Origin of the sequence: Demequina sp. NBRC 110055, from assembly GCF_002090135.1 — a bacterium.
Classification (GTDB): Bacteria; Actinomycetota; Actinomycetes; order Actinomycetales; family Demequinaceae; genus Demequina.
Genome location: NZ_BBRL01000004.1, coordinates 194,829 through 219,925, shown reverse-complemented (window position 1 = coordinate 219,925; position 25,097 = coordinate 194,829). Strand labels below are relative to the sequence as shown.

The 25,097-nt window shown below is 69.0% G+C and carries 23 protein-coding genes; 15 read left to right on the top strand and 8 right to left on the bottom strand.

Going from position 1 to position 25,097, the window contains the following annotated elements; all coding sequences use genetic code 11:
• Nucleotides 1-277 precede the first annotated feature (277 nt).
• The 6 genes from B7K24_RS13175 to B7K24_RS01055 all read right to left on the bottom strand — a co-directional run bounded on the left by B7K24_RS13175 (nt 278) and on the right by B7K24_RS01055 (nt 4,936).
• Nucleotides 278-1,186, bottom strand: a complete 909-nt coding sequence (locus B7K24_RS13175) for a hypothetical protein (RefSeq protein WP_159449092.1) — start codon at nt 1,184-1,186, stop codon at nt 278-280.
• Entirely contained in the window at nt 1,156-1,626 is a 471-nt protein-coding gene (locus B7K24_RS01075) for a hypothetical protein (protein ID WP_084128052.1), read from the bottom strand. Before B7K24_RS01075 ends, B7K24_RS13175 begins: the two co-directional genes overlap by 31 nt.
• Nucleotides 1,623-3,845 (bottom strand): hypothetical protein, encoded by a 2,223-nt coding sequence (locus B7K24_RS01070; RefSeq protein ID WP_084128050.1) that lies wholly within the window; start codon nt 3,843-3,845, stop codon nt 1,623-1,625. The genes B7K24_RS01075 and B7K24_RS01070 overlap by 4 nt, the downstream gene beginning before the upstream one ends.
• The gene (locus tag B7K24_RS01065) at nt 3,842-4,198 is read right to left on the bottom strand and encodes a DUF6507 family protein (RefSeq protein WP_084128048.1); all 357 of its coding nucleotides are present in this window, start codon (nt 4,196-4,198) and stop codon (nt 3,842-3,844) included. The genes B7K24_RS01070 and B7K24_RS01065 overlap by 4 nt, the downstream gene beginning before the upstream one ends.
• 78 nt (nt 4,199-4,276) lie before the next feature.
• Nucleotides 4,277-4,591, bottom strand: coding sequence for a pore-forming ESAT-6 family protein (locus tag B7K24_RS01060; protein ID WP_084128046.1), 315 nt, complete (start codon nt 4,589-4,591; stop codon nt 4,277-4,279).
• 9 nt (nt 4,592-4,600) lie between these two features.
• Entirely contained in the window at nt 4,601-4,936 is a 336-nt protein-coding gene (locus B7K24_RS01055; RefSeq protein ID WP_084128045.1) for a hypothetical protein, read from the bottom strand.
• Nucleotides 4,937-5,067: 131 nt separating this feature from the next.
• Here B7K24_RS01055 and B7K24_RS01050 point away from each other — a divergent pair, with 131 nt between their 5' ends.
• Genes B7K24_RS01050 through B7K24_RS01020 form a run of 7 tightly spaced genes read left to right on the top strand, consistent with a single transcriptional unit; the run spans nt 5,068 to nt 13,548 of the window.
• On the top strand, nt 5,068-5,967 hold the full coding sequence (locus B7K24_RS01050; protein WP_084128043.1) for an FHA domain-containing protein: 900 nt from the start codon (nt 5,068-5,070) through the stop codon (nt 5,965-5,967).
• Nucleotides 5,964-6,236 carry a hypothetical protein gene (locus tag B7K24_RS01045; RefSeq protein ID WP_084128041.1) on the top strand — a complete coding sequence of 91 codons (273 nt, stop codon included), beginning with the start codon at nt 5,964-5,966 and terminating at the stop codon, nt 6,234-6,236. Before B7K24_RS01050 ends, B7K24_RS01045 begins: the two co-directional genes overlap by 4 nt.
• Nucleotides 6,233-7,525 (top strand): hypothetical protein, encoded by a 1,293-nt coding sequence (locus B7K24_RS01040; protein ID WP_084128040.1) that lies wholly within the window; start codon nt 6,233-6,235, stop codon nt 7,523-7,525. The genes B7K24_RS01045 and B7K24_RS01040 overlap by 4 nt, the downstream gene beginning before the upstream one ends.
• A gap of 23 nt (nt 7,526-7,548) precedes the next feature.
• Entirely contained in the window at nt 7,549-8,172 is a 624-nt protein-coding gene (locus B7K24_RS01035; protein WP_084128038.1) for a hypothetical protein, read from the top strand.
• The gene (eccCa, locus tag B7K24_RS01030) at nt 8,169-12,086 is read left to right on the top strand and encodes a type VII secretion protein EccCa (RefSeq protein ID WP_084128036.1); all 3,918 of its coding nucleotides are present in this window, start codon (nt 8,169-8,171) and stop codon (nt 12,084-12,086) included. Before B7K24_RS01035 ends, eccCa begins: the two co-directional genes overlap by 4 nt.
• Nucleotides 12,083-13,153, top strand: coding sequence for a DUF6177 family protein (locus B7K24_RS01025; protein ID WP_084128035.1), 1,071 nt, complete (start codon nt 12,083-12,085; stop codon nt 13,151-13,153). Before eccCa ends, B7K24_RS01025 begins: the two co-directional genes overlap by 4 nt.
• The gene (locus tag B7K24_RS01020; protein ID WP_084128033.1) at nt 13,150-13,548 is read left to right on the top strand and encodes a hypothetical protein; all 399 of its coding nucleotides are present in this window, start codon (nt 13,150-13,152) and stop codon (nt 13,546-13,548) included. Before B7K24_RS01025 ends, B7K24_RS01020 begins: the two co-directional genes overlap by 4 nt.
• A gap of 13 nt (nt 13,549-13,561) precedes the next feature.
• On the opposite strand, the gene B7K24_RS01015 is transcribed toward B7K24_RS01020, so the two are convergent.
• Together B7K24_RS01015 and B7K24_RS01010 are read right to left on the bottom strand one after the other, a co-directional pair.
• On the bottom strand, nt 13,562-14,824 hold the full coding sequence (locus tag B7K24_RS01015; protein ID WP_084128031.1) for an isochorismate synthase MenF: 1,263 nt from the start codon (nt 14,822-14,824) through the stop codon (nt 13,562-13,564).
• A 52-nt stretch (nt 14,825-14,876) separates the two neighbouring features.
• Nucleotides 14,877-16,133, bottom strand: a complete 1,257-nt coding sequence (locus B7K24_RS01010) for an FAD-binding protein (RefSeq protein ID WP_084128029.1) — start codon at nt 16,131-16,133, stop codon at nt 14,877-14,879.
• Between the two features lie 224 nt (nt 16,134-16,357).
• Here B7K24_RS01010 and B7K24_RS01005 point away from each other — a divergent pair, with 224 nt between their 5' ends.
• The 8 genes from B7K24_RS01005 to B7K24_RS00970 are packed head-to-tail and all read left to right on the top strand — an operon-like array spanning nt 16,358 to nt 25,095.
• Complete coding sequence (locus B7K24_RS01005; protein ID WP_373994153.1) at nt 16,358-17,641, top strand: geranylgeranyl reductase family protein; 1,284 nt, start codon at nt 16,358-16,360, stop codon at nt 17,639-17,641.
• Nucleotides 17,642-17,687: 46 nt separating this feature from the next.
• Nucleotides 17,688-18,047: an NADH-quinone oxidoreductase subunit A gene (locus tag B7K24_RS01000; RefSeq protein ID WP_084101533.1), complete on the top strand. Its 360-nt coding sequence runs from the start codon at nt 17,688-17,690 to the stop codon at nt 18,045-18,047.
• 6 nt (nt 18,048-18,053) lie between these two features.
• Nucleotides 18,054-18,605: an NADH-quinone oxidoreductase subunit B gene (locus B7K24_RS00995; protein ID WP_084101531.1), complete on the top strand. Its 552-nt coding sequence runs from the start codon at nt 18,054-18,056 to the stop codon at nt 18,603-18,605.
• Nucleotides 18,602-19,309, top strand: a complete 708-nt coding sequence (locus tag B7K24_RS00990; RefSeq protein ID WP_084128026.1) for an NADH-quinone oxidoreductase subunit C — start codon at nt 18,602-18,604, stop codon at nt 19,307-19,309. Before B7K24_RS00995 ends, B7K24_RS00990 begins: the two co-directional genes overlap by 4 nt.
• On the top strand, nt 19,306-20,646 hold the full coding sequence (locus tag B7K24_RS00985; RefSeq protein WP_084128024.1) for an NADH-quinone oxidoreductase subunit D: 1,341 nt from the start codon (nt 19,306-19,308) through the stop codon (nt 20,644-20,646). Before B7K24_RS00990 ends, B7K24_RS00985 begins: the two co-directional genes overlap by 4 nt.
• A complete protein-coding gene (gene nuoE / locus B7K24_RS00980; RefSeq protein ID WP_084128022.1) occupies nt 20,643-21,296 on the top strand; it encodes an NADH-quinone oxidoreductase subunit NuoE in 654 nt (217 codons plus the stop codon). The genes B7K24_RS00985 and nuoE overlap by 4 nt, the downstream gene beginning before the upstream one ends.
• The gene (nuoF, locus tag B7K24_RS00975) at nt 21,293-22,612 is read left to right on the top strand and encodes an NADH-quinone oxidoreductase subunit NuoF (protein ID WP_084128020.1); all 1,320 of its coding nucleotides are present in this window, start codon (nt 21,293-21,295) and stop codon (nt 22,610-22,612) included. Before nuoE ends, nuoF begins: the two co-directional genes overlap by 4 nt.
• The gene (locus B7K24_RS00970) at nt 22,609-25,095 is read left to right on the top strand and encodes an NADH-quinone oxidoreductase subunit G (protein ID WP_084128018.1); all 2,487 of its coding nucleotides are present in this window, start codon (nt 22,609-22,611) and stop codon (nt 25,093-25,095) included. The genes nuoF and B7K24_RS00970 overlap by 4 nt, the downstream gene beginning before the upstream one ends.
• Nucleotides 25,096-25,097 lie beyond the last annotated feature (2 nt).

The window sequence follows — 25,097 nt, the reverse complement described above, 5'->3', positions numbered from 1 at the left end:
CTCGTCCGAGGCTCGTTCTGCTTTCGACAGTATCCACCGAGCCCCGTCGTGTCGGACGTCATAGCGAAGGTCACTACCGTCGTCTGCGATCACGATCGCGTCCTCGTCAATGATCCGGTGATAGCCGGCCGTGGAAGCCCACACGGAAAACGCTGCCAACTGATCGAGCATCATGGGTCCATGCCGCCCTTCACTTCCACAAGGACGCCAAGCCTGAGGGACTGCTGAGGGTTGAGGTGTGACTCCTTAGTTGCGGTGGCGGAGGCGCGCTTGCACGTCAAAGGGCGGCTTGGAGTGCGACGTCGGTGCGCGTCTCGGCGGCGTTCGACAACGACGACAACGGCACGATCGCCTCGTAGACGCCGGCAGCGGTCTTGGCCAGGTTCATCGACTCGGCGTCATGCGCGTTGTGGCCGGTGTAGACAATGTGGGCGTTCGGGCCGCCGTCACCTGCCTCCATGCCAACAATCTGCACTGGCCTGCCGTCAAGCGTGGCGGTGACCCGCACGACGTCCATCGAGTCGAGCGTGGGGGACGCGACGCTCTTCCACCAGATCCCGCGTGGAGATAAGAGCATGCCTTCTTGCTCGACGGGTGAGCACACGATGATGCTTCCGTCGGGCAGGGTGTCGGCGAGGAAACGGTTGCCCGCGATCGTCGCCCAGGTCCCGATCATCTCGGGAAAACGTACGGGGGTGGGGCGCAACTGCTGCTGCGGGGAGGGCCCCACCCATCCCAGTGCGATGTGCGCGTAGGTTGCCAAGGCTTCCTCGCGGCCGTCAGCATAGACGCGCCACAAGGTTGTCCCCGCCGGGATAGGGGACGGTGCCATCCACCAGTAGGGCACGAACCCCGACGCCGATTCCACAAATCCCGTACCGGACAACGGGGAATGGTCGACGAATGCCGGTGCGTCACTGCCCGGCGAAGCGAGCTGCACTGTCCCGGTGACTGGCAGACGCAAGATATCTAGCGACGGCGCCGCGGGATCGAAAGGCGAGCCCGGGAAAGACAGGCCAAGCTCCTCGTGAAGCGCCGCGACCGTCAGCCCCGACGCGAGGTCTTGTCCGCGCACCACGTAACCGCCCAGCCACGGCAATCCCGCCTCGATCAAGGACCGCGCACGCGCACCAGTGACCGCTGAAACAAGGAACGTCATCTGGCCGTATCTCCGTTCGTCATCCACGGTGGATCGATCGGGGTACGGATCAGCTTGAACTCCAAGTCGGGATCGTCGAGTTCGACGATCTTGTCCCACTGGTCGGGCCCCATGGCGCCATAGTCAAACTCCGCAGCGCGAGCCTGCTCGCGCGTGACTGGCGACCCTACATGCCCTGTGTCGAGGTACAGGGTGAACCTGCCCGCCTGGTTGGGGTACCCGTTAACGAGCAAACCCTTGTATGTCACGTCGTAGGTGTAGTTCACACACTCAAGCCACTCATCCGGGGCCGGATAGTGGGCGAAGCCGTCCGGTTCTCCGGTGACGATCCCGACGCGAACAGACTCGAAGCCCTCGCGAGCATGCTCGGACCATGCGTAGTACCTGTGGTCCGCACTCGTGAATAACGGGAACTCCTCGCCATCGATGACAGCGTAGGGGCCCGAGGGTGACGTCCGGCGCCTCATGGTTGAACTCCCCGCGCTACTGACCAACTGCCTCGCTCCAAAACCCCGACAAGTCTCGGCCCATCTGGCCCGACCTGCCACAACTTAGCGCCGTCGCTCAGCGACACCGCGCCGCCGTTGATTTCATACTCGGGTCTCCATGTGCCGTCGGTATTGCCGACGAAGCCGTTGCCAGTGAACGGCTGATCGTGATCCGAGCTGCCTCCGAACTTCTGCGAGTACGGGGTGTCAATGCGCGCGGCGTCAGGGGTCGTGAACTCGATGTACGCGTAACCCTTCGCGTCCGCAGCAGTGTAGGGACTGCCGTCATAATCCAATCGAAGGTCCTCGACGACGCGGGAGAGACCGCCCTGGGGTTCGATGTCCGTGGCGCGTGCGACGAACCCGCGCACGGCGGCGTCGTATTCACCCGACAGGTATTTCTGGGCAGTGTCCAGCGGCACGACCTTCACCATTGCGGTGTCGGGGGTGGGAGCAGGAATGAGCTCGCGCAATTCCTTGAGCGTGGCAACCTGATCGGCAGTGAGATCGTCAACGGGCGTGCGTCGAAGGTCGTGCAACTGCTCGTTCGACAAGCTATGAGACTGCGCGAAATCGAGGATCGCGGAGTCAGAGGACTCGATGGGACCGCTGCTGCTCGTTCCCCCCGTGGGAGGTCGAGGCTGATCACCGCTGTCCGGTCTGTGCCCACCGGGAGTTGGCGCTTCGGGTGTGTCCGTGTCGGGCTTGACGGAGGGGCCGTCCGTGTCGGGCCTTAAGGCGGGCGCCTCGGTGTCAGGCCTCACGACTGGCGCGTCCGGGTCGGGCCTCACCTCGGGAGTCTCCGCGTCGATCCGTGGCGCGGGGGTGTCGATGCGGGGGGTGTCGACGTCGGGTTTGACGCTGGGGGTGTCGACGTCGAGGTGGACGCGTGGTGTGTCGAGGCGGTTGAGGTCGGGGAGGAGGTGGCTGGTGATGCGCGTGGTGACGCCCTCGATGCGGGTGATGGCGGAGGTGACGCGGGTCAGGCCTGCGGCTTTGGACAGTCCCTTGATGGTGCCGGCGGCCCAGCCGCCGACGGGGATGAACATGGTCGCAATGTTCAACACGGTTTCGGTGCCCGCCTGTGCGGGTGCGTCTTCCCACGTGTCCCACGCGACCAGGGACTTGCCCAGTTCCGTCATGGTCGTGAGGGACTCGCCGTACGCTTCTGGTCCGTTGACGGCCATGTTGACGAGGCCGATGGGGCTGGCCGTCACGGTCGATAGCGCGACGACGGTGTCACCGATCCCCGCCCAGGAGTCCAGCGCGAAGTCCCAGTCACCCCATTCACCGGTGATCGGGTTGTAGGAGATCAGGGAGCCCAAGCCCTCGACGGTGCCCTTGCCGAACTGAACGAAGCCGTTGCCGACTTGTTCGCCGCAGTTGCGTTCTTCCTCGACCTTCGCACCCCAGGGAAGCTCGGTGCCCTCTTGTTTGAGCTGCCACGCCTCCACCGCCTGAACCTCGGCGAGGCAGGCGTCTTCACGAAGCGCGTTGATCGCGTTGGCGCATTCGGCCTCTGCCTGGGATAACAGCGCGAAAGCGTCAGCGACCTCGTCCATGAGGTCGTTATTGATGCCCACATGCTCGCCCGACTCGAGCCAGGACACGAGAATCTCGACCCGGCCACCCACGATTCTCGTGGTCTCGCCCCTGCCTTGCAGATAGGCGGCAGCGTCGTACACCGAATGCCACGTATCGGCCTGGGTGTCGACACCTGCGGTCGCGTAGCCGTAGCCGTAGCCGGTCAGGGAGTGGGCCGAAGCGTTCGCATCCCACTGGTAGGTGGTGGTGGAGCGCGCCGACATCCACACCGTGTTGCCCGGCTCCAGGGAGTTGACGAACGTGTGTGCACGCGTCTTGATGTCAGACAGGGTGGTCTTGATGGGGGTCACGGTGGAGGCGTAGTCCTCCAAGATTCCCGCCATCGACACCATCCTGCCCGCCACGACCTCAAGCGACGCGCTCGGCGCATCCATCGCGCCATACATGGGTTCGCCGTCGGGAATAGTGAACACGCTCGGAAGGGCACGCCACGCGGTGGACACCTCGTCGGCCTTACCCGTCAGGTTCGACGCCAACGTGCGCGCACTCGTGGCCGCTGAGACAATCTTGTCGGCATTGAGCTGATGGCCGGGAATCGCTTCGGGCTGTATGAGCCCATCAAACGCGACACACTGGCCTACCGTGACAGTCACAGGCCCACGTCCGTCGAGTCCGCAGCCGCCTGACGAATGATCCCGGCCTGCTCCTCATCACCAGCCATGACGAGATTCGCGGCTTGAACCGTCGAGGAAAGAGCCGTCTGGTAAGCACCGATCGCGGGCGAGACCCGGTTCGTCAACTGGTCCGTGAGCAGCCCCGACACGGCCTCCATCACCACCCCGTCGAAACCGGTTGACTCAGCCAACACGTCAACACAGTCCTCACCCAAAGCGGTCGACAAGCCCCCATCGGAGGCCACAAACAAGCCCGCTAGGTCACCCACCAGCGTCGATGTCGACTCAACCGTCGATTGCAACGCCTGCGGCTGCACATGCCAACCCGTCACTACCTACCCCCTTAAGACGGCACCGAAACCACGACGCCACCTGCCGCCTGGCCCCTCGGAACGCCACACGCTCGCGCGTTAGCCGATGTTGCCCACAGCCGTCTTGGCCTTCGACAACGCCGCCTGCGCCGTCTCGTCGGACTGCTCCAGGGAAGCACGCAGCGTCGCGATGATCTGCTTCACGCCGGCAGCCGCGTTCTTCCACCGCAGTTCCTTCGCCGCATAGTCGTCCGACACGCCATCGGCCTGATAGTCGGCCATCGCGGTGCGCACGTCAGCATCACGAGCCTCGATCAACGCCTCCAAGCGAGCCGCGACCGCGTTGAAGTTGTCCTGCGCATTCTGCGACGCCGCAACGTCATAGTCGCGACGATCCGTCACATTCCCAGCCATGGCTCCCCCTCACGCACCCGTCGAAAATCGAGCGGCATCGAAACTGACCGAACCCTGGCTCGAGCGCGTCTGATCCGCCATCTCGGACTCGGACTCCACGAACGACCGGTCCATTCCGGCTACACCGGCGAGAACAGCCTGCAACGCGCCCGACAACTCCACAGCAATCTGATCCGTGTTTACCTTGAACTGATCAAACGCCGCACGCGCCGTGCCATTGAACCTGCCCTCTAACGGCTCCGCAGCATCACCCAACTGCCGTACCAACGAAGCCAAATCCTCGCCCGACGTCTGCGTCTGCTTGGTCAACTGACCAAGCGTCTGAGAACCCATAGCAAACTTCACGCCTGCTCCTCCCCTAAAGATGAGTACTGACTGGGCCACCATACATAAGAGCATCGTTTCCCGGCAGGTCGATATGTCCAAATCCTCACACGTCCTACCGACAACGCCTCTGCACCTCTACGATGCGGAACGTGCCAGCCCCCATCACGTCCGCCTCCCGTAGTGCCAGCGTGGACGCCTCGAGGGCCATCGCCGCCGCCACCCCCGCGACAACCACGGCGGCGTGGCTTCTTGTCGTCATCGAGTTCCTCGTCCTCGTCGGGGTCGTGGTGGCCGCGCGCCACACCGGGCCGTTGGTCGCCGGGGTCGCATTGCTCGTCGTGGTCCTCGTTCTAGCGGCCGATGCCGGGGCCACGGTGGGGCGTGGGCAGGGCCTAGCATTCAGGCTCGTGGGCGTCGTGATGGTCGCGAGGGAGGACGATGCGCCACTGGGCTGGGCACGGATACTTCCCCCGCGTCCGGCGCGGCTCGCGACCCTGCGGGGCGGAGCTCACCCCGTCGACCCGCGTCGCGGCCCCGTGGTCCTTGTCGCGCTCGACGCGCGGCGCGACGAGTCCTCGTCCCGAGTTGCGCGGTCCCGACCGGGCGCGGACATCGCCGTCCCCGACCACCACGCGTCGACCCGAGACGCACAACCGCGCATCCCGGTCCTGCCGCCGGGAATGGAGCCGGCCCCGCCGCCCCCGCGTTCGCTGCGGGGCCCTGTGACGCTGACGGTCGACGGGTCTGCGCGCCACGCGGTCACCGGCACCGTCATTATCGGCCGGCGGCCGGCGGCGCAGGACGGCTCCGGGACGATCGTCGTGAATGACCTCAGCCGTACGCTGTCGAAGAGCCACCTGCGCCTTGAGGTGCAGCCCGAGGGGCAGATCTCCGTGACGGACCTCGGGTCGACCAATGGCAGCGCCATCGTCGCGCCGGAAGGATCGCGCGTGCGTCTGGCCGCCCACGTGCCTCGAGAGGTGCCGCTCGGCGCCTCGGTAGAGATCGGCGACCACATGGTGACGTTCAGCCATGGAGGCCACTCATGACAGAGCGGGACCTGGCGATCGTCGAAACGGCGCGCGAGCGTCGCGACAGGCTCGCGGCCGCCGCCGTTCACGGAGGGCTCGACGTGCGCCGGCGCGTGCGGCCCGTGCACATAAGGATCGTTGTCGGCATCGTCGTGGGTGCCATCGCGGTGGCCGTATGCGCCGGCGTGTCGTTTGTCGGTCAATACCTGCACGACCGCGCGGATGCGGCAGCCACTGGCGCCGCGACTGTCGCGTGGACCGCACCGGGGGGGAATGAAGAAGCATGACGCAGTACACACGGTTGGTCGTTGTCGGATCCACGCGACGCGCCACGATGGTGGTGCCCAGTGACGAGCCGCTTGCGGCGCACCTGGCGACCATCGCGGACACCGTCGAGGAGCCGCACGCGATCGCCCGCCTCGCGGTGGTCGACGACGCCGGCCAGGAACTCGACACGAGCCATGGTCCCGCCGAGTTGCAGATCGCCGACGGCGCCGTGCTACGCCTGGTGCGCGCCGCCGCCCTTCCCGCGCCCCCCGAGGTGCTGGATGTGACCGATGCCGTCGCCGAGGCACGTGACGGCCACCCCGGCGCCTGGGGTTCCCCGCACCGCCGCCGCGCCGCTGGCGTGGTGGCCGGCGTTGCCACGGCGGTGGGACTGCTGCCGGCAGCGGATGCCCTTCCATGGCTCGCAGGTACTGTCGCGATCCTGATTGCGGCGGCGTGCGCCGCAGCGGCGCTCACCGGCAAGCGTGACCTCGCCGCGCCGCTCCTGGGCGCGGCGGTCGGCGCCGCCGTCGCTGCTGCCCTCCCGGTGGCATCGGCCATTGACGCCGATTCTCCTCCCGTGTTGGTCGCCGCGACGGCGGGCACCGCGGTGTGGCTGGTGCTCATCGTCGGGGCGGGGGTGCGCCACCGCGCGGCCGCGCTCGGCAGCGCCATCGGCACCGCGCTCATGGGAGGCCTGCTCCTGGCCCTCGCATGTGGCGCGGGAAGTGCTCAGGCGTCAGTGGTGCTCGGCGCTGTCGCGATCGCCGCGCTCGGCGTGGTGCCGGGGCTCGCGTTGGCCTGGTCGGGACTCGCGCGCCTCGACGACCACGCGAACGACGGAACGCCGCCACCACGTGCGACCGTGACGGTCGGCATCGCGCAGGCTTACAGGACGAAGACGTGGAGCGTGTACGCGCTCGTCAGTGTGCTCGCGGTGGTGATCGCGTCGCTCTTGGCCACAGGGGAACTGTGGGCTCAGCTCACGGGCGGAGCCATTGCCGTCGTCATGCTCCTACGCTCGCGCGTCATGGCACTTGCCGTGCACATCTGGCCGGTGATGCTCGCTCCCGTTCTCAGTGTCGCGCTCGGGCTCGTGGTCGCCGGCGATCAGACGACCATGGTCGCGGTGGCGAGCGTGGCGGCGCTGGGTGCGGTCGTGGCCGGTGCCCTCCTGCCTGCCCAGCACACGCGCATCCGCCTGCGGCGGTGGGGGGACACCATTGAGGCGATCGCGGCGATCGCGATAGTGCCGTGCGCCATCGGCGTGTACGGCGTCTACGGCACCATGCTCGGGTTGTTCTCGTGACGCTGGTCGTAGGAGCGGCGTCCATGGGAGCGCTCGCGGATGCTTTGCCGCGCGTCGCTTCCCCGACGGCGACGGTGAGGCGCATTGTCGTGACATCGCTCGTTGCGGGGGCGGGCACCACCACTGTCGCGTCGCTCCTCACCCGCACGCTGGCGCGCCACCGCAGCGGGCCCGTCCTGCTCACCTCTCCCGCTATCGCGGGGCGCACGGACCACACGGTCCCGTGGCATGGAGCAAGCCTTGGCGCAGCGTTGGGCGACGACAGGAGCTTCGACGTCTCGGTGGTCGACCGCGCGAGGATTGGCGACCCCGCCTTCGCGCTTCCTGCCGTCGCCGATGCCACGATCGTCGTCATCGTCAGCACCTGGGACCGCGCGGTGGGTGAGGACTCGCTCGCCCTCGCCGACGCCCTCGCCGCTCACCCCGACGGGTGCGCGAGTATGGTCGTCTTCACGAACGGTGGCCGGTCGCGTTCGCCGTGGTCGACGTTCGTCGCGGAACGCCATCCGCGCGCGAGCGCGAGCCTGCCGTACGACGAGGCCCTCACCATGGGCCAACTAGAGCGAGCATCGATCCGGACCCGAATCGCCGCCGTGACCGCTGCGGGTGACGCCATGACCGCCACGCGCGAGGGGCTGCACGCATGACCAGCCAACTCGTCCATCGTCCTGGCCGCGAGACGCGTCCCCTCGAACAGCCCGAGGCGCGCACTCTTGCCGCGCCTCCGCCGCTCGGCGACGCGCCGCCCGGCGGCCTCCCTTTGCAGTCATTACTGCCCGTCATCGGCTCACTGTCCTCCATCACGATGATGGTGGTCCTGCGCGGCAACCCCGTGATGGTGATCGTCGGCGCCATGATCCTGGTGGTCGCGCTGGTGGGTGGTGTGGGCATGGCGGTGTCGTCTCGCGGGCGTCAGGTGCGTCAGCGTCGCCTGGCCCGCGAGCGCTACCTCGACTACCTGGAACGTGTCCGTTCCGAGGTCAGGAGCGAGCGGACGGAGGTCCGTGACGAGGCCCGGCTGCTTGATCCCGCTCCGGTGGACCTTGCGGACGTCATCCGCAACCCTGCACGCCTGTGGGAACGCCGCCGCGGCGACGAGGACTTCCTGCGCCTGCGCGTGGGAGAGGGCGTGGTCCCCTGGTTTGGCCTCGCCATGCCGGAGGAGCACGACCCCGTCCAGCCCCACGATCCGATGATGGTCAGGGCGGGGCAGCAGGTGTGTGAGCTCTACAGCGCTATTGGGGGCATGCCGATGGTCGCGTCGCTCGCCGGCGCCGCCGCGGTCACCATCGTGGCGCCCCGGGAGCAGGGAAGAGCGCTGGCGAGGGCGATCCTCGCGCAGACCGCCGCGCTCCATGCACCGACCGACGTCTCCCTCGCCCTTGCCTCCCCGCCCGAGGCGCGCACCGAGTGGGATGGCTTCGACCTCCTTCCTCACGCCGCGCTTGATGGTCAGTGGGATGGACCGATTCTCGCGCGCCGGGTGGGTGCGGGTGCGGCCGAGGTGCTGGCCACCATGGCGGACGACGTGACGGCGCGCACGGCGTTCGCCTCGGGCAGGCGAGCGGGCGAGCGCGCGCCCTTCGGGGCGCTCCTGGTCGTCGAGGACTATCACGAGGGGGCGACGGCGCCCCTGGCGTTGCCGGGCGGCGTGGCCGCGCGTACTGCGGGGTTGATCCACCTCAGCCTCGTCGAGAGCCGCCTCGACGAGCCCTCGGACACCGACGTGAGGTTGACTGTCACCGTCGAGGCCGATGGCCCGCGCCTCACCGTCGAGTGGCCCGACGATCCCGACCAGCCAACCGTCTCCGCACGGCCGGACTCGCTGTCGCCTGCGGTATTTGCCGCGCTGTGCTCGGCGCTTGCTCCGCGACGCCTCAGCGTCGTGTCGCGAGCCGAGGGAGGGACGGGAGGAACGGTCGGCCCCCTCGATCTCCTCGGCGTCGCCGCGGTTGAGGAGCTGTCGCCCGCGCGGTGGGCGACCCACGCCGGGCCCCGTTTCCTGCGCGTCGGTGTCGGGTCGGACGACCTCGGCAACGCCGTGGAGATTGACCTCAAAGAAGGCGCCCAGGGGGGCATGGGCCCCCACGGCATCTGCATCGGCGCCACCGGATCCGGCAAATCCGAATTCCTGCGCACCCTCGTCCTGGGCCTTGCCGGGCAGCACAGCCCCGAGGACCTCGCGATGATCCTCGTCGACTACAAGGGTGGGGCGGCCTTCGCGCCGCTGGCCCCGTTGCCACACGTCTCGGGACTGATCGACAACCTCGAGGGCGAGTCGGGTCTCGTCGAGAGGGCTCGCGCGTCGATCGCGGGCGAAGTGGTACGTCGCCAACGCCAGCTGAAGGAGGCCGGTTCCCTCGCGTCGATCACCGAGTATCGCCGCGCCCGTGCCGTCAACCCGCACCTGGCTCCGATGCCGCATCTGTTTGTGGTCATCGACGAGTTCGGTGAGCTCCTCACCGCGGAACCCGAGTTCGTGGACCTGCTCCTCACCATCGGCCGCATCGGGCGTTCCATCGGAGTGCACATGCTGCTGTCGAGTCAGCGCATCGAGTCGGGGAAACTCCGGGGGCTCGATACCTATCTGTCGTACCGCATCGGCTTGCGCACCTTCTCGGAATCCGAGTCGCAGGTGGTGCTCAACACGGTTGACGCCTTTCACCTGCCCCCCGAACCTGGCTGGGGCTTCCTGAAAGTCGATACGACCGTCTACACACGATTCCGCTCAGGGTACGTGTCGGGGCCCACCCCAGGACCCATCGAGCTCGACACGGATGAGCCCGCCTTCGCCGTGCCGCTGCCGGCATCGAACAGCCTGGCGGCGGTGCTGCAGGGCCGCGAGGAGAGCAGTGCCACTCGGGCCACCCCCGACGCGCCGCGGCCCCCGCTCGTGGAAGAGGCCGTGGCACGACTGCGGAAGGATGTACCCCCGGTAGCGAGCGTCTGGCTTCCGCCACTTCCCGAGCGACTCGCCCTGTTCGACGTCCTCGACAGCCACCATCGCGAGCCGCTTCAGGTTCCCCTCGGACTCATCGATGACCCGGCACGCCAGTTCCAAGGGTCATGGCGCATCGACCTCGACGCCAACGGTGGTCACCACGCCGTCATTGGTGCTCCGCAGTCGGGCCGCACCACCTTCTTGCGCGCCTTCGCGGCGGGCATCGCCACAACCCACACCCCGGCACAGGTCACGATGTACGGCCTTGACCTTGCAGGCGCCGGGCTCGCGCGGCTGGAAGGCTTTCCGCATGTGGGAGGCATTGTCACGCGCCATCGCGCGGAGCAACACCTGCGCCTGCTGGAAGAGCTGCACGCCATGCTCGCCGAGCGCGAGCGGCTCTTCAGGGAAATGGCGATCGAGTCGATGGCCCACTGGCGTGCCGTCCACGCCGCCGGCCGTCTTCCGACAGTGATCTCGCCCGACGTGGTGCTCCTCGTCGACGGCTATGGGTTGGTGCGCACGGACTTCGACCACCTCGAGGCCCCCATGGCCGACCTGCTGACGCGCGGCGGGTCCTTCGGTATCCACGTGGTGATGTCGCTCACCCGGTGGGCGGAGGTGCCCATGCGGCACCAGCCTCTCATCGGCAACAAGGTCGAGCTCAGGCTCAACGACCCCACAGAGTCCACCATTGCGCGCAAACTCGCGGAGACCGTCAAGCGCCCGGGACGCGCCCTGACGGCGGCCAAGCTGTTCGCGCAGGTCGCCATCCCGCGCATCGATGACGGGCCTGAGGAGAACGCTGGCGAGGCGTTGACCGCGCTGGCGCAGCGCACGGCGGCCGATTGGCGTGGCCCGGCGGCGGCGCCCATCCGGCTCTTGCCCGACATCCTCGCCCCAAGCACGCTGCCCGGGGTGTTCGACGAGCCCGACCGTATTCCGCTGGGCCTGCGCCAGGACACGATGTCCCCCGAGATGCTCGACCTGGCCGGAGCAGACCCCCATCTGCTGGTGCTCGGCGATCCCGGCTCGGGCAAGACCGCGGTACTGCGACGCATCATCGTGGGCCTCACCGAGCGTCACGGGCCCGACGAGATGGTCATCGCCCTCATGGAGCCGCGTGGCACGCTCGCAGCGGAACTTGACGACGACTACCTCGGCGGCCACGCCACGAGCGGCCCGCGGGCGCGCGAGCTCGCGGCCGCCGTCGCGCAGGAGCTCGCCAAGCGTCGCGACGGGCAGTCCTCCGCGGCCATGCGCGTCGTTGTCATCGCCGACGACTTCGACATCCTCTCGGCCGGCAACTCCGCTCCGCTCGAGCCGCTGCTGCCGTTCCTGCCGCAGGCGCGCGACCTCGGCCTATCGGTGATCCTGACGCGCCCGGTGGCGGGGGCGTCGCGCGCGTTGTACGACTCGACCATGCAGACCGTCAGGGATGTGGGGGCGACCGGTCTGCTGCTGTCGGGCGAACGCTCGGAAGGTGCCCTATGGCCGGGCGTATACGCGGGTGCCGCCATTCCCGGGCGCGCGCGCATCATCCGCCGGGCCCAGCCGCCGCGCCTCATGCAGGTCGCGTTTGACGAGCCGGGCAGCGACTCGAAAGGGGCCGACGCATGATCGGTGAAGTTGACCTGGGTCACCATCCGCTTGTCGCAGCCGTGACCGAGTCCATGGTGGTGGTTGACGCCCCGGCTCGCGTGGTCTATCTGAGCGATGCCCTGGTCGACGTTCTTGCTCGTGCGGCGGAGATCGGCCTCAGACCGGTCCTTCGCACCCGCCCCGGCGCAGAGATGACCTTCGCCGCGCGCTATCTGGTCGAGGTGCTCGGTGGAGCCTGGGTGGCGGCCGCGCCGGACGGCACAGTGGAGTCGCCGACCACCGGCCACGTGTGGAGTGCAGTCGCCGACCCCGTCACACCCGGCCCCCGTGAGTCGCCGGTGGCGCTACGCACGCTAGACGCGCCTCCCACCCTCGTCGCGGCGTTCTCCGTGTCCGTCCACCATGCCGCGGACGAGGCCACAGAGCTGGGGCGGACGCTGGAGGTCCTCGCCGCCGCGCTCGCGGACGATGCCCCCGCGGGATGGAACACCCACGAGCCCGCGCTGCTGCCGTGGGACGAGGACGTGCTCACTCGCCATGCGCGAGGACGCATGCCCACGTCCACCCGTTCGGTGGTGGTAGGCCGCGAGGGGCGAATTGAGGCCACGATCGTGGCGCGACGCACCACCACGGGAGTCGACGAGACGGTCGTGGGACTGGCCTCGGTGCCGGGGGTGACCGTGATGGCCGGCGCGCTCGAGGCCATCACGGAGCGTGCAGACCATGCGCTCCGTCGGGTCGCAGACGCCGCTCGCATGCCACTCATGGGAGCGGTATCGGCCGTGACCGGCTGGCCGGACCTCGTGCAGCGTCCCGGGCGGGCATCGCCCCCCACTCCGGTGGCGCTCCTCGTCGGGCCCCGTGCCGCGCGCGGGTTGGCCAAGGACATCGATCAATGGTCTGACCGTCATCGTCTCTCGCGGGCGGGACGCCAGCGTCTTCCGAGCCTGGTCGCGACCTTCGAGCCCAGTGCGAACGGCAGCTGGGGTCAGCTCGCGGAACTCTTGCGGGAGGTGGGCGTGGAACGCCTCTCAGCGGCGGCGGGCGTCATGTCGCCCGAGGGTGCCAAGGAGGGCAACTCATGAGCAGCGGCGCCCTCGTCCCCGTGGTGTTGCTCACGGAAGACAGCCCGTCGGCTGCCCTGATCGAGCACCTCGCTTTGAGCGTCGACGAGTCGTTTACGGTGCTTCCCTCGGCCGACGGCGCCACGGCGAGCGTGTGCGACGCGTATGGCCGGCGGATGCTGGAGGTGTCCGTTCCCAAAGCGATCGCGTACTCCGCCGATATCCCACGCGTGCTGCGCCTTCACGACCCGGGCGTATGGGCGGGGGCGCGATACTGGACCGAGGTATGTGCCTGGGTGGTCGACCCCGCCGTGGGGATGGACGTCGCCCCCAACCTCGGGATTGCCCTGGCAGCAGCCCTGGGCGAGGAATGTGGGGGAGTCGCGATCCTGACCGCGACGGGCGACATCGTCTGACGCGGTCAGGCTCCTACAGCGTTCCCAGCGCGCGGCGCATCGGCTCGAGTTTCGCTTCCGATTCTGCCCATTCGGAGTCGGGTTCGCTCGCCGCGACGATCCCGCAGCCGGCGAACAGGCGCAGTCGAGTGGGGTCGGACGGCGACACCTCGGCCGAGCGCAGGCCGATGCACCACTCGCCGTCACCCGCAGCGTTGATCCAGCCCACGGGTCCGGCGTAGCGGGCGCGGTCGAGCCCCTCGAGTTCGTCGATCACGCGCGCGGCCGTGAGTGTGGGCGTCCCGCACACGGCGGCCGACGGGTGCAGCTCGCGGATCAGTTCGAGCGCCGACGCGTTGTGGCTGAGCACGCCCGTGACGTCGGTGGCGAGGTGCATGACGTTCGGAAGGTGCAGCACCGAGGGCTCCTCGGGCACATTGACAGATCCACAGTGGGCCTCGAGCACGTCGCGCACCGAGCGCACCGCGTACTCGTGCTCCTCGCGGTCCTTCGATGAGCGCGCGAGCGCGGCGGCGTGGGCGAGGTCGGCCGTCTCGTCTCCCGTGGGCCGGATGGTGCCGGCGAGGACGCGCGACGTCACCAGGCCGTGGTCCACGCGCGCGAGCAGCTCGGGCGTCGCGCCCATGAGCCCGTCGACGGCGAACGTCCAGCAGCTGGGGTAGTCTTCGGCCAGGCGTGCGAGCACGGCTCGGGTATCGAGGGGAGCCGATGCCGTGGCCGCCACCGCGCGCGCCAGCACCACCTTGTCCAGCTCGCCGGCGCCGATGCGGTCCACGGCGGCCGTCACGGCGCTTGCCCACGCGTCGCGGTCGCCGTCCGCGATGGCAACCGAGGGCATCGGAGCGACGGGAGTGGCGTTCGCGGTGGCCTCGTCGAGCCCGGGGAGATCGATGGCGCCGTCCTCCGAGATGACGGTGAGCCACGCGGTATCGCCGCGCACGCCCAGCACGTAGCGCGGCACGATGAGCGCCCCGCCCGCGGGCGACGAGTCGGCGAAGGCGAAGGAACCGAACGCGATCAGCCCGGTGCCGGGAACGTGGACGTCGTCGCGCACCACGGCGTGCCGGGTGACGCGGCGCCACCAGGCGTCGGCCTCGTCGATGCGATGGGTCCCAGCGGTGTCGAGCCGGGCGACCTCGCCCCACGCGACCATGCCCTCGCCGCGCCTCACCCACGAGATCCCGGGGACCGGCAACCGCGAGATGAGGTCACCGGGATGGTCGATCTCCACGGTGCGGACGGTCAGCGGGCCGGGGGTGGCTGGTTGGACGCTCACCTGACGAGCCTACGCCGGGCCGATGCCCCGGCAGGACCGCGCGCGGTCTCGCCTACGCGCGGATCCCCAGCCGCCTGAGGTGCGCGTTCGCGAACCGACCCGTCGGGTCGAGGGCCTCGAACAACAGCCTCGCCTGGGCGAGCTGAGGATGGACGGCGGCCACGGCATCGGCCGTCATCGTGTGGACCTTGCCCCAGTGCGGGCGAGCGCCGAACGGCGCGAGCGCCTCCTCGATGCGCGGCGTGAGCGCGGCGACCTCGGCGGGCCGGTTGCGCCACGTGAAGTGGATCGCGAGAGTGTCGCGCCGGTAGGCGCCCGAGAGCCACAGGCCGTCGGCGGCCAACGTCCGGAGCTCCGTCACCAGGAGGTGCGGCGCGATGTCGGCGGCCAGGGCGCGGACCGCTACCAACGCATCGGCCCCGTCCTCGAGCGCCACGAAGTACTCGGTCTGGATCTCGTCGCCATTCGAGGGAGTGTGGTCCAGGCGGAAGTGCGGGAGCCGCTCGAGCCACGGACCCTCGACACCGCCGCGCACCGTGAGTGCCGCCGGGTCGGCGTCGACCAGCCCCGACTCGTCGGGGGTCTCGAGGCGCGAGCCCAGCCACGTCGGCCCGGGCTCGTCGCTCACGCCGAGGCGGGTCTTGCGCCACACCTGCTGCACCGTCTCCTCGTCCCAGGTGGTGAACGCGCTCACGGAGTAGCCGGCGCCCATGACTCCCGGAAGGTCGTCGAGCAGCGCCGACCACGGCAGGCCGCGGTACACGTCCTGACGGACCACGTAGGAGGGCTGGATGTCCAAGGTGAGGCGCACCACCACGCCGTAGGCCCCCAGGCCGATGACGAGCCCCTCGAAGCCATCCTGGCCACGGGCCACGGTGCGCAGCACTCCCTGGGCGCCCACAAATTGCAAGCCGGCCACGGCATCGGCCAAACATCCGTTGGTGAGCCCCGAACCGTGGGTGCCCGTCGCTACGGCCCCGCCCACCGAGATGTGGGGCAGCGAGCCCATGTTGTGCAGCGCCCAGCCGCGTTCGTGGAGCCAGGCGGCCAGCACGCCGTAGCGCACGCCCGCGCCGACGGTGACGGTGCGCGCCTCCTCGTCGAGGACCGGGTCGGCGGGGATGTCCGTGACGGTGACGAGCGTGCCCGCGGTGTCGGCGAGGTCGTTGAAGCTGTGGCGGGTGCCGAGCGCTCGCACGGGACCGTCGGTGTCCGCGAGCAGCTCCTGGACCTGCTCGATGCTGGTCGCCTCGACCAGGTCACTCGCGCGGAAGTGGTGAGTGCCTGCCCAGGTGGCGCCGATGCTCATGCCCGCCAGCCTAGGGGGAGCGGGGAACGTCGCGGGGAACCATGACGAGGGCCGATGCGTTGGCCGGGTGACGCAGCACGCCGCCAATGGGCGCCTGGGGCCGCCGGGACCGACGTCCCACGGATCTAGGTCCCGATTTATGCAACAGATGGGTTGCCATTTTCGTGCGGGGAGCGGCGCATTTAGGTGCGCACGCACTCCCTCACACCCCGTAGGCTATGTGCGTGAAATCCACAGCCGATGTCATCGTGGTGGGCGCAGGGCCCGGAGGCTCCGCCGCCGCGTACTACCTGGCATCCGAGGGTTTCGACGTCATCGCCCTGGAGAAGTCGCGCTTCCCGCGCGAGAAGGTCTGCGGCGACGGCCTCACCCCCCGCGCCGTGCGCGAGATCGACCTGATCGGCCTGCCCACCCCCCGCGAGGAGGGGTGGATTCCCAACTGGGGCCTGAGGATGGTCGGCGGCGGCCACCGCCTGGAGTTCCCCTGGCACGAGCAGGAGTCGTTCCCGAACTACGGCCTGTCGCTGCCGCGCGCGAACTTTGACCACAAGCTGGCCGAGCACGCCCGCTCCGCAGGCGCCGATGTCCGCGAGGGCTGGTTCGTCACCGGCGCCGTGCGCGACGAGCGCACCGGGCGGGTCATCGGCGTGACCGCGCGCGAGACCGATGACAAGGGCCGCAAGGTCGGTGACGAAGTCACCTACACGGCCCCGGTCGTTATCGCTGCCGACGGCGTCTCCGCGCGCATCGCCCTCGGCCTTGGCATGGAGCGCAAGGACGACCGGCCCATGGGCGTGGCGGTGCGCACGTACTTCGAGACCCCCCGCCACGACGAGGAGTGGATGGAGGGCCACCTCACCATCTGGGACGGCGAGCCCGGGAACTCGAACCTGCTGCCCGGCTACGGCTGGATCTTCCCGCTCGGTGACGGCACCGCCAACGTGGGCCTGGGCACTCTCAGCCCCAACGGTCAGCCCTCGGGCCTCGACCACCGCGCGCTGTTCGACGGCTGGGTTCGCAACGGCATCGAGGGCTGGGAGATCGACCCCGACGTCCCCGTGTCCAAGGTGCAGGGCGCGGCCATTCCTATGGCCTTCAACCGCCAGCCCCACTACGTGCCCGGCATGATGCTGGTCGGCGACTCGGGCGGCATGGTGAACCCGTTTAACGGCGAAGGCATCGCGTACGCGATGCAGGCCGCCCGCCGCGCCACCGAGCAGATGGTGGCCTGGCGCGAGGCGACAACCGACGCCGCCAAGGAGGCCGCGCTCGCGGGCTACGCGACACGAATGAAGGACGACCTGGGCGGGTACTACTCGCTGGGCCGGGTCTTCGCCCAACTGATCTCGCATCCCGAGGTCATGAAGGTGTGCACCCGCTACGGGCTTCCTCGTCCGGTCATCATGAGGTTTACGCATAAACTGCTCGCGGATGTCTATGAGCCGCGTGGCGGGGACTGGGCCGACAGGCTGTTGTCCACACTGACAAAGATTGCGCCGGCCGCATGAGCCGCGCACGGCGAGCCGAGGACGAGACAAGCAAGGGAGTCGACCAGTGAATCCGTATGTGCCGATCGTGGTGATGATCGTCATCGCGGGACTCATGGCAGCGGCGGGCCTCATGGCCAGCAACCTGATTGGTCCCAAGCGTTACAACTCGGCCAAGCTCGACCAGTACGAGTCGGGCCTGCAGCCCACCCCCGGCGCCGCGGGCGGCGGGCGCATCCCGATTAAGTACTACCTCGTCGCGATGAGCTTCATCGTGTTCGACATCGAGGTGGTGTTCCTCTACCCGTGGGCCATCGCCCACCAGGCGCTGGGCTGGTTTGGCCTCATCGCCACCATGACGTTCCTCGTCCTCATCACGATCCCGTTCGTGTACGAGTGGCGACGCGGCGGATTCGACTGGGAGTGATCTGACATGGCACATGACGACAGCGCACCTCCGTTCCTGCTGGGCACCGTCGAGAAGTTCGTGGGCGCCATGCGCGCCGGCTCGCTGTGGCCCGCGACCTTTGGTCTCGCCTGTTGCGCGATCGAGATGATGGGCACCGGTACGTCCCGCTTTGACATCGCGCGCTTTGGCGCCGAGGTGTTCCGCGCCTCGCCGCGTCAGGCCGACATGATGATCGTCGCCGGCCGTGTGTCGCAGAAGATGGCGCCCATCGTGCGCCAGGTGTACGACCAGATGCCCGAGCCCAAGTGGGTCATCTCGATGGGCGTGTGCGCCTCGTCGGGCGGCATGTTCAACAACTACGCGATCGTGCCCGGCGTGGACCACGTCGTCCCCGTGGACGTGTATCTGCCGGGCTGCCCGCCGCGCCCCGAGATGCTGCTGAACGCGCTCATCACCCTCCAGGAGCAGGTCAAGCAGTACCCGATGCTGTCGCACCGCAAGGAGATCGCGCGCAAGGCCGAGGCGGCCGCGCTCGCCGCGACCCCCACCTCCGAGATGAAGGGCCTGCTGCGGTGAGCGACGACAAGAACCTCGACGCCGTCACCGGCCCCGCGTCCCCCGAGGGTCGCGCGCCGCTGACGCTGATCAACGTCCGCGAGGGCATGTTTGGCGCCAAGGGCGATACGTCCGGCTACGACGGGCTCGTCCAGCAGGTGCAGATGCCGGGCGCCTCGGAGCGCCCCTACGGCGAATGGTTTGACGGCGTCGTCGACGTCCTCAGCGAGCTGCTGGGCGACGACGCCGATGAGGCGATCGAGTACGTCGTGGTCGATCGCGGCGAGCTCACGCTGTACATCGCTCGTGAGCACCTGCTCGCCGTCGCGCAGCACCTGCGCGACGACCAGGACCTCCGCTTCGAGATGTGCCTGGGAGTCTCCGGCGTCCACTACCCCGCGGACACCGGCCGTGAGCTCCACGCCGTCTACCCGATGCAGTCGGTCACGCACAACCGACGCCTGCGCCTCGAGGTCGCCGTCCCCGACGGCGACTCGCACATCCCGTCGATCACGTCGATCTACCCGATGAACAACTGGCACGAGCGCGAGACCTGGGACTTCTTCGGCATCATCTTCGACGGCCACCCCTCGCTCGCCCGCATCGAGATGCCCGACGACTGGGTAGGCCACCCGCAGCGCAAGGACTATCCGCTCGGCGGCATCCCCGTCGAGTACAAGGGCGCCGAGATTCCCTCGCCCGATGAGCGGAGGCAGTACCGATGAGCACCGACACGAAGGCCACCGGCCCCTTCGTCGAGGACCCCGACGTCCCCGAGTACACCGTCTACGGCTCGGACTGGTCCGAGGTGGCCGCCGAGGCCGCCCGCCTGGGCCAGCAGCGCATCGTCATGAACATGGGCCCCCAGCACCCGTCGACCCACGGTGTGCTGCGCGTCATGCTCGAGCTCGAGGGCGAGATCGTCACGGAGGCCCGCGCCGGCATCGGCTACCTCCACACGGGCATCGAGAAGAACATGGAGTTCCGCACCTGGACCCAGGGCGTGACCTTCTGCACGCGCATGGACTACGTGGCCTCCATGACTCAGGAGCTCGCGTACTGCCTGGGTATCGAGAAGCTGCTCGGCATCACCGACGACATCCCCGAGCGCGCCTCCGTGCTGCGTGTGCTCATGGCCGAGCTCACCCGCATCGGCTCGCACCTCGTCGCCGTCGGCACCGGCGGTAACGAGCTGGGTGCGACGACCATCATGACCACGGCATTCGTGGCGCGCGAGGAGACCTTCCGCGTCATCGAGGCGATCTCCGGCCTGCGCACCAACAACGCGTACGTCCGTCCCGGCGGCGTGGCCCAGGGCCTGCCCGAGGGCGGCGTCGAGATGATCCGCGCGATGATCCCCAAGGTCAAGGAGGGGCTCGACGAGCTCGCCCTCCTGCAGATGGAGAACCCCATCCTCAAGGGGCGCCTCAAGAACGTCGCGACCATGAACCTGTCGGCCTGCATGGCCCTGGGCATTACCGGTCCCATCCTGCGCTCGACGGGCCTGCCCTATGACCTGCGTAAGGCCGAGCCGTACTGCGGCTACGAGACCTATGACTTCCAGGTCCCCACCTCGACGGACAACGACGCGTGGTCGCGCATGGTCATCCGTATGGAGGAGTGCTACGAGTCGCTCAAGATCGTCGCGCAGTGTGCCGACCGTCTCGAGAAGATGGGCGACGGCCCCGTCATGGTCGAGGACAAGAAGATCGCCTGGCCCGCACAGCTGTCCATTGGCGGCGACGGCCAGGGCAACTCGCCCAAGCACATCAAGCACATCATGGGCGAGTCCATGGAGGCGCTGATCCACCACTTCAAGCTGGTGACCGAGGGCTTCGACGTCCCCGCCGGCCAGGTGTACCAGGCGATCGAGGGCCCCAAGGGACTGCTCGGCGTGCACCTGGTGTCCGACGGCGGCACCAAGCCGTGGCGCGCCCACTTCCGTGACCCGGGATTCAACAACTTGCAGGCACTGTCGATCATGGCGCAGGGCGGCCAGATGGCCGATGTCGTGGTCGCCATCGCGTCGATCGACATGGTGCTGGGAGGCGTGGACCGATGACCTACACCCCTGAGACCCTCGCGCAGCTCGAAGCGGACGCCGCGGACATCGTCTCGCGCTACCCCGTCAAGCGCTCCGCGCTGCTGCCGCTGCTGCACCTCGTGCAGTCCGTGGACGGCTACGTGAGCCCCGACGGCATCGCGTTCTGCGCGAAGACCGTGGAACTCACCAGCGCCGAGGTCAGCGCCGTCGCGACCTTCTACACCCAGTACAAGCGCCGCCCCAACGGCGAGTACCAGGTGGGCGTGTGCACCACCGCGCTGTGCGCGATCATGGGCGGCGACGAGATCTGGCGCCAGGTGTCCGAGAAGGCCGGCGTCGGTCACGACGAGACCACCGCGGATGGCAAGATCACGCTCGAGCGCATCGAGTGCAATGCGGCGTGCGACTACGCCCCCGTGATGATGGTCAACTGGGAGTTCTTCGACAACATGACGCCCGACCGCGCACTGCGCGTCGTGGACGACATTCTCGAGGGACGCGACGTCAAGCCCACGCGTGGCTCGCACAAGGTCGGTACCTTCAAGGAGACCGAGCGCGTGCTCGCGGGCTTCGAGGACGGCCGTGCGAATGAGGACCAGGGCGTGGGTGACCCCACGCTTGCGGGCCTCAAGGTCGCGCGCGAGCAGGGCTGGGAGGAGAAGCGATGACCGACCTCACACCGGTGCTGTCGGCGACCTGGGACGCCAAGGAGTCCTGGACGCTCGACACCTACACGGACCACGGCGGCTACGGTGCGCTGAAGAAGGCGCTTGGCATGGCGCCCGGCGACCTCATCCAGGCCGTCAAGGACTCCGGCCTGCGCGGCCGCGGCGGCGCAGGCTTCCCCACCGGCATGAAGTGGGGCTTCCTGCCTCCGGACGACGGCGGCCCCCGCTACCTCGTGGTGAACGCCGACGAGTCGGAGCCGGGCACGTGCAAGGACATCCCGTTCATGTTGTCCGCACCGCACAACCTCATCGAGGGCGTCGCGATCACGTCCTTCGCCATCGGCTGCAACCACGCCTTCATCTACCTGCGCGGCGAGGTCACTCACGTGTACCGCCGCCTGCTGCAGGCCGTGCGCGAGGCCTACGAGGCCGGCCACCTGGGCAAGGACATCCACGGCAGCGGCTTCGACCTCGACGTCACCGTGCATGCGGGTGCCGGCGCCTACATCTGTGGCGAGGAGACCGCGCTGCTCGACTCGCTCGAGGGCCGCCGCGGCCAGCCGCGCCTGAAGCCCCCGTTCCCGGCGGTCGCGGGCCTCTATGCCCGCCCCACGGTCGTGAACAACGTCGAGTCCGTCTCCTCCGTGCCGGCGATCGTCGAGCGCGGCGTGGAGTGGTTTACGTCGATGGGTACCGAGCGCTCGAAGGGCATGGGCCTGTTCTCGCTGTCCGGCCACGTGGAGCGTCCGGGCCAATACGAGGCGCCGCTGGGCATCACCCTGCGCGAGCTGCTCGAGATGGCCGGCGGCATGCGCGGCGGCAAGAAGCTGAAGTTCTGGACCCCCGGCGGATCGTCGACGCCCATCTTCACCGATGAGCACCTCGACACCCCGCTGGACTACGAGTCCGTCGGCGCCGCCGGCTCGATGCTCGGCACGCGCGCCCTGCAGATCTTTGACGAGACCACCTGCGTGGTGCGCGCCGTGACCCGCTGGACGGAGTTCTACAAGCACGAGTCGTGCGGCAAGTGCACGCCGTGCCGCGAGGGCACCTACTGGCTCACACAGATCCTGAAGCGCCTCGAGGCCGGTCGCGGCACCGAGGCCGACATCCAGCAGCTGCTCGACACGTGCGACTCGATCCTGGGTCGCTCGTTCTGCGCGCTGGGCGACGGCGCGACGAGCTCGATCTCGTCGGCCATCAAGTACTTCCGCGAGGAGTTCGACGCACACGTCGAGGGCGGCTGCCCGTTCGACCACGCCGCGTCCGCGCTGTTCGCGTACGAGCCGAAGGCCATCGAGGAGGCCCACGCATGACCGCCACCCCCGAGAAGGCCGCGGCCGTCGAGACCGTCTCGCTGACGATCGACGGCACGGAGGTGACCGTTCCCAAGGGCACGCTCATCATCCGTGCGGCCGAAGAGGTCGGCATCGACATCCCGCGCTTCTGCGACCACCCGGCGCTCAAGCCCGCCGGCGCGTGCCGCCAGTGTCTCGTGGACGTCGCCGCCCCCGACCGCGAGGGCAACGTCCGCCCGTTCCCCAAGCCCCAGGCCTCGTGCACCATGACGGTCATGGAGGGCATGGTGGTCAACACCCAGCACACTTCCGAGGCCGCCGACAAGGCCCAGAAGGGTGTGATGGAGCTGCTGCTCATCAACCACCCGCTGGACTGCCCCATCTGCGACAAGGGCGGCGAGTGCCCCCTGCAGAACCAGGCGATGAGCAACGGCCGCACCGAGTCGCGCTTCATCGACGTCAAGCGCGTCTTCGAGAAGCCGTTGGCGCTCAGCTCCGAGATCCTCCTCGACCGCGAACGCTGCGTGCTGTGCCAGCGCTGCACCCGCTTCTCCAAGGAGATCGCCGGCGACGCGTTCATCGACCTGCAGAACCGCGGCGCGATGCAGCAGATCGGTACGTTCAACGAGGACGTCCTGAACTTCGATGGCTACGAGCCCATCGGCGTCGCCGCAGAGGACGAGTCCGGCAAGGCCTTCTCGTCGTACTACTCGGGCAACACCGTCCAGATCTGCCCCGTGGGCGCGCTGACGTCCGCCGCCTACCGCTTCCGCTCGCGTCCGTTCGACCTCGTGTCGTCACCGAGCATCTCCGAGCACGACTCGTCGGGCTCGGCCATCCGTGTGGACCACCGCCGCGGCAAGATCCTGCGCCGCCTGGCCGACCAGGACATGGTCGTCAACGAGGACTGGATCACCGACAAGGACCGCTTCGCGTTCGCGTGGCAGAACCTTGCCGACCGCATCACCCGCCCGCTGGTGCGCGGCGAGGACGGCGAGCTGCACGAGGCGTCGTGGCCCGATGCTCTCGCGGCCGCAGCCGCAGGGCTCAAGGCCGCCACCACCGGCGATGAGGCCCTGGGCGCCGCGGTGCTGCCCGGAGCGCGCGTGACCCTCGAGGACGCCTACGCGTACTCGAAGTTCGCCCGCCTCGCGCTCGGCACCAACGACATCGACGCGCGCACCCGCATCGCGTCCGACGAGGAGCAGGCGTTCCTCGGTGCGACCGTCGCCGGCACCGGCCTCGGCGTGACCTTCGCCGAGCTCGAGAAGGCCCCCGCCGTGCTTCTGGCCGGATTCGAGCCCGAGGACGAGGGCGGCGTGGTGTTCCTGCGCCTGCGCAAGTCGCTCGGTCGCCAGCAGGTCTTCACCATCGCTCCGTTCCTCACGCGCGGCGCCGAGAAGCTCTCCGCGACCCTGATCCCCACCGCCCCCGGTGGCGAGGGCAAGGCGCTGGCCGCCGTGAAGGGTTCGACCGACGCATCCGAGGCACTCAAGGCCGAGGGCGCCGTCATCGTCGTGGGCGAGCGCCTCGCCGGCTCGCCCGGCGCGCTCACCCAGGCGCTGGCTTTGGCCAAGCGCACCGGCGCCAAGCTCGCGTGGATCCCCCGCCGTGCGGGCGAGCGCGCAGCGCTCGAGGCCGGGGCTCTGCCCGGCCTGCTGCCCGGCGGACGTAGCGTCACGAGCGCATCGGCCGTCCAGACGGTGGCCGATGCGTGGGGTGGCTCCGTCCCCAGCTCACCTGGGCGCGACGCGGCCGCGATCGTGGCCGATGCCGCGGCAGGCAAGGTTGGCGCGCTCGTCGTGGGCGGCGTGACGCCGTCCGACGTGACCGGTCCGTTCGCCGAGGCCCTCGAGCGGACGCCTTTCGTGCTGTCGCTCGAGGTGCGCCGCGGCGAGGTCGCCGAGTACGCCGACGTGGTCCTGCCCGTGGCTCCTCCGTCCGAGAAGGCCGGCACCTTTGTGAACTGGGAGGGTCGTCTGCGTGGCTTCGCCACCGCGATCCCGACCGACGCGATGGGCGACCACCGCGTGCTCGACCTGCTCGCCCGCGAGCTCGGCACCGACCTGCGCACCGGCTCCGTCGCGGACGTCTACGCGCAGATCGCCGCGCTCGGCACCGCCGCCAAGGGTGAGCGTCCCGACGCCCCCAAGGTGGACGCGGCCAAGGTCGACGCGAAGGCAGGCGCCTCGCTCGTCCTCGCGTCGTGGCACCAGCTGGTGGACTCGGGATCGCTCCAGGAGGGCGAGCCCTACCTCGCCGGCACCGGCCGCACGGCCGTCGCCCGCATCGCCCCTGCCACCGCTGCCGCCGCCGGCATCACCGACGGCGTCGTCACCGTGGCCTCGGCCTACGGCGCCATTGAAGTGCCGGTCGTCGTGACCGACGGCATGGCCGATGGCGTGGTGTGGGTCCCGACCAAGTCGCCCGGTTCGTGGGTGGCACAGGAGCTCGGCGTGGAGCCGGGCGCACTCGTCACCGTGAAGGGGGGAGTGGCGTGATC

What these genes read in the sequence shown, in the direction of transcription:
- B7K24_RS01075 (WP_084128052.1), bottom strand. Translation starts at nt 1,626, where the DNA reads ATGAGGCGCCGGACGTCACCCTCGGGCCCCTACGCTGTCATCGATGGC.
- B7K24_RS01060 (WP_084128046.1), bottom strand. Translation starts at nt 4,591, where the DNA reads ATGGCTGGGAATGTGACGGATCGTCGCGACTATGACGTTGCGGCGTCG.
- B7K24_RS01045 (WP_084128041.1), top strand. Translation starts at nt 5,964, where the DNA reads ATGACAGAGCGGGACCTGGCGATCGTCGAAACGGCGCGCGAGCGTCGC.
- B7K24_RS01040 (WP_084128040.1), top strand. Translation starts at nt 6,233, where the DNA reads ATGACGCAGTACACACGGTTGGTCGTTGTCGGATCCACGCGACGCGCC.
- B7K24_RS01035 (WP_084128038.1), top strand. Translation starts at nt 7,549, where the DNA reads ATGGGAGCGCTCGCGGATGCTTTGCCGCGCGTCGCTTCCCCGACGGCG.
- eccCa (WP_084128036.1), top strand. Translation starts at nt 8,169, where the DNA reads ATGACCAGCCAACTCGTCCATCGTCCTGGCCGCGAGACGCGTCCCCTC.
- B7K24_RS01025 (WP_084128035.1), top strand. Translation starts at nt 12,083, where the DNA reads ATGATCGGTGAAGTTGACCTGGGTCACCATCCGCTTGTCGCAGCCGTG.
- B7K24_RS01020 (WP_084128033.1), top strand. Translation starts at nt 13,150, where the DNA reads ATGAGCAGCGGCGCCCTCGTCCCCGTGGTGTTGCTCACGGAAGACAGC.
- B7K24_RS01010 (WP_084128029.1), bottom strand. Translation starts at nt 16,133, where the DNA reads ATGAGCATCGGCGCCACCTGGGCAGGCACTCACCACTTCCGCGCGAGT.
- B7K24_RS00995 (WP_084101531.1), top strand. Translation starts at nt 18,054, where the DNA reads ATGGCACATGACGACAGCGCACCTCCGTTCCTGCTGGGCACCGTCGAG.
- B7K24_RS00985 (WP_084128024.1), top strand. Translation starts at nt 19,306, where the DNA reads ATGAGCACCGACACGAAGGCCACCGGCCCCTTCGTCGAGGACCCCGAC.
- nuoE (WP_084128022.1), top strand. Translation starts at nt 20,643, where the DNA reads ATGACCTACACCCCTGAGACCCTCGCGCAGCTCGAAGCGGACGCCGCG.
- nuoF (WP_084128020.1), top strand. Translation starts at nt 21,293, where the DNA reads ATGACCGACCTCACACCGGTGCTGTCGGCGACCTGGGACGCCAAGGAG.
- B7K24_RS00970 (WP_084128018.1), top strand. Translation starts at nt 22,609, where the DNA reads ATGACCGCCACCCCCGAGAAGGCCGCGGCCGTCGAGACCGTCTCGCTG.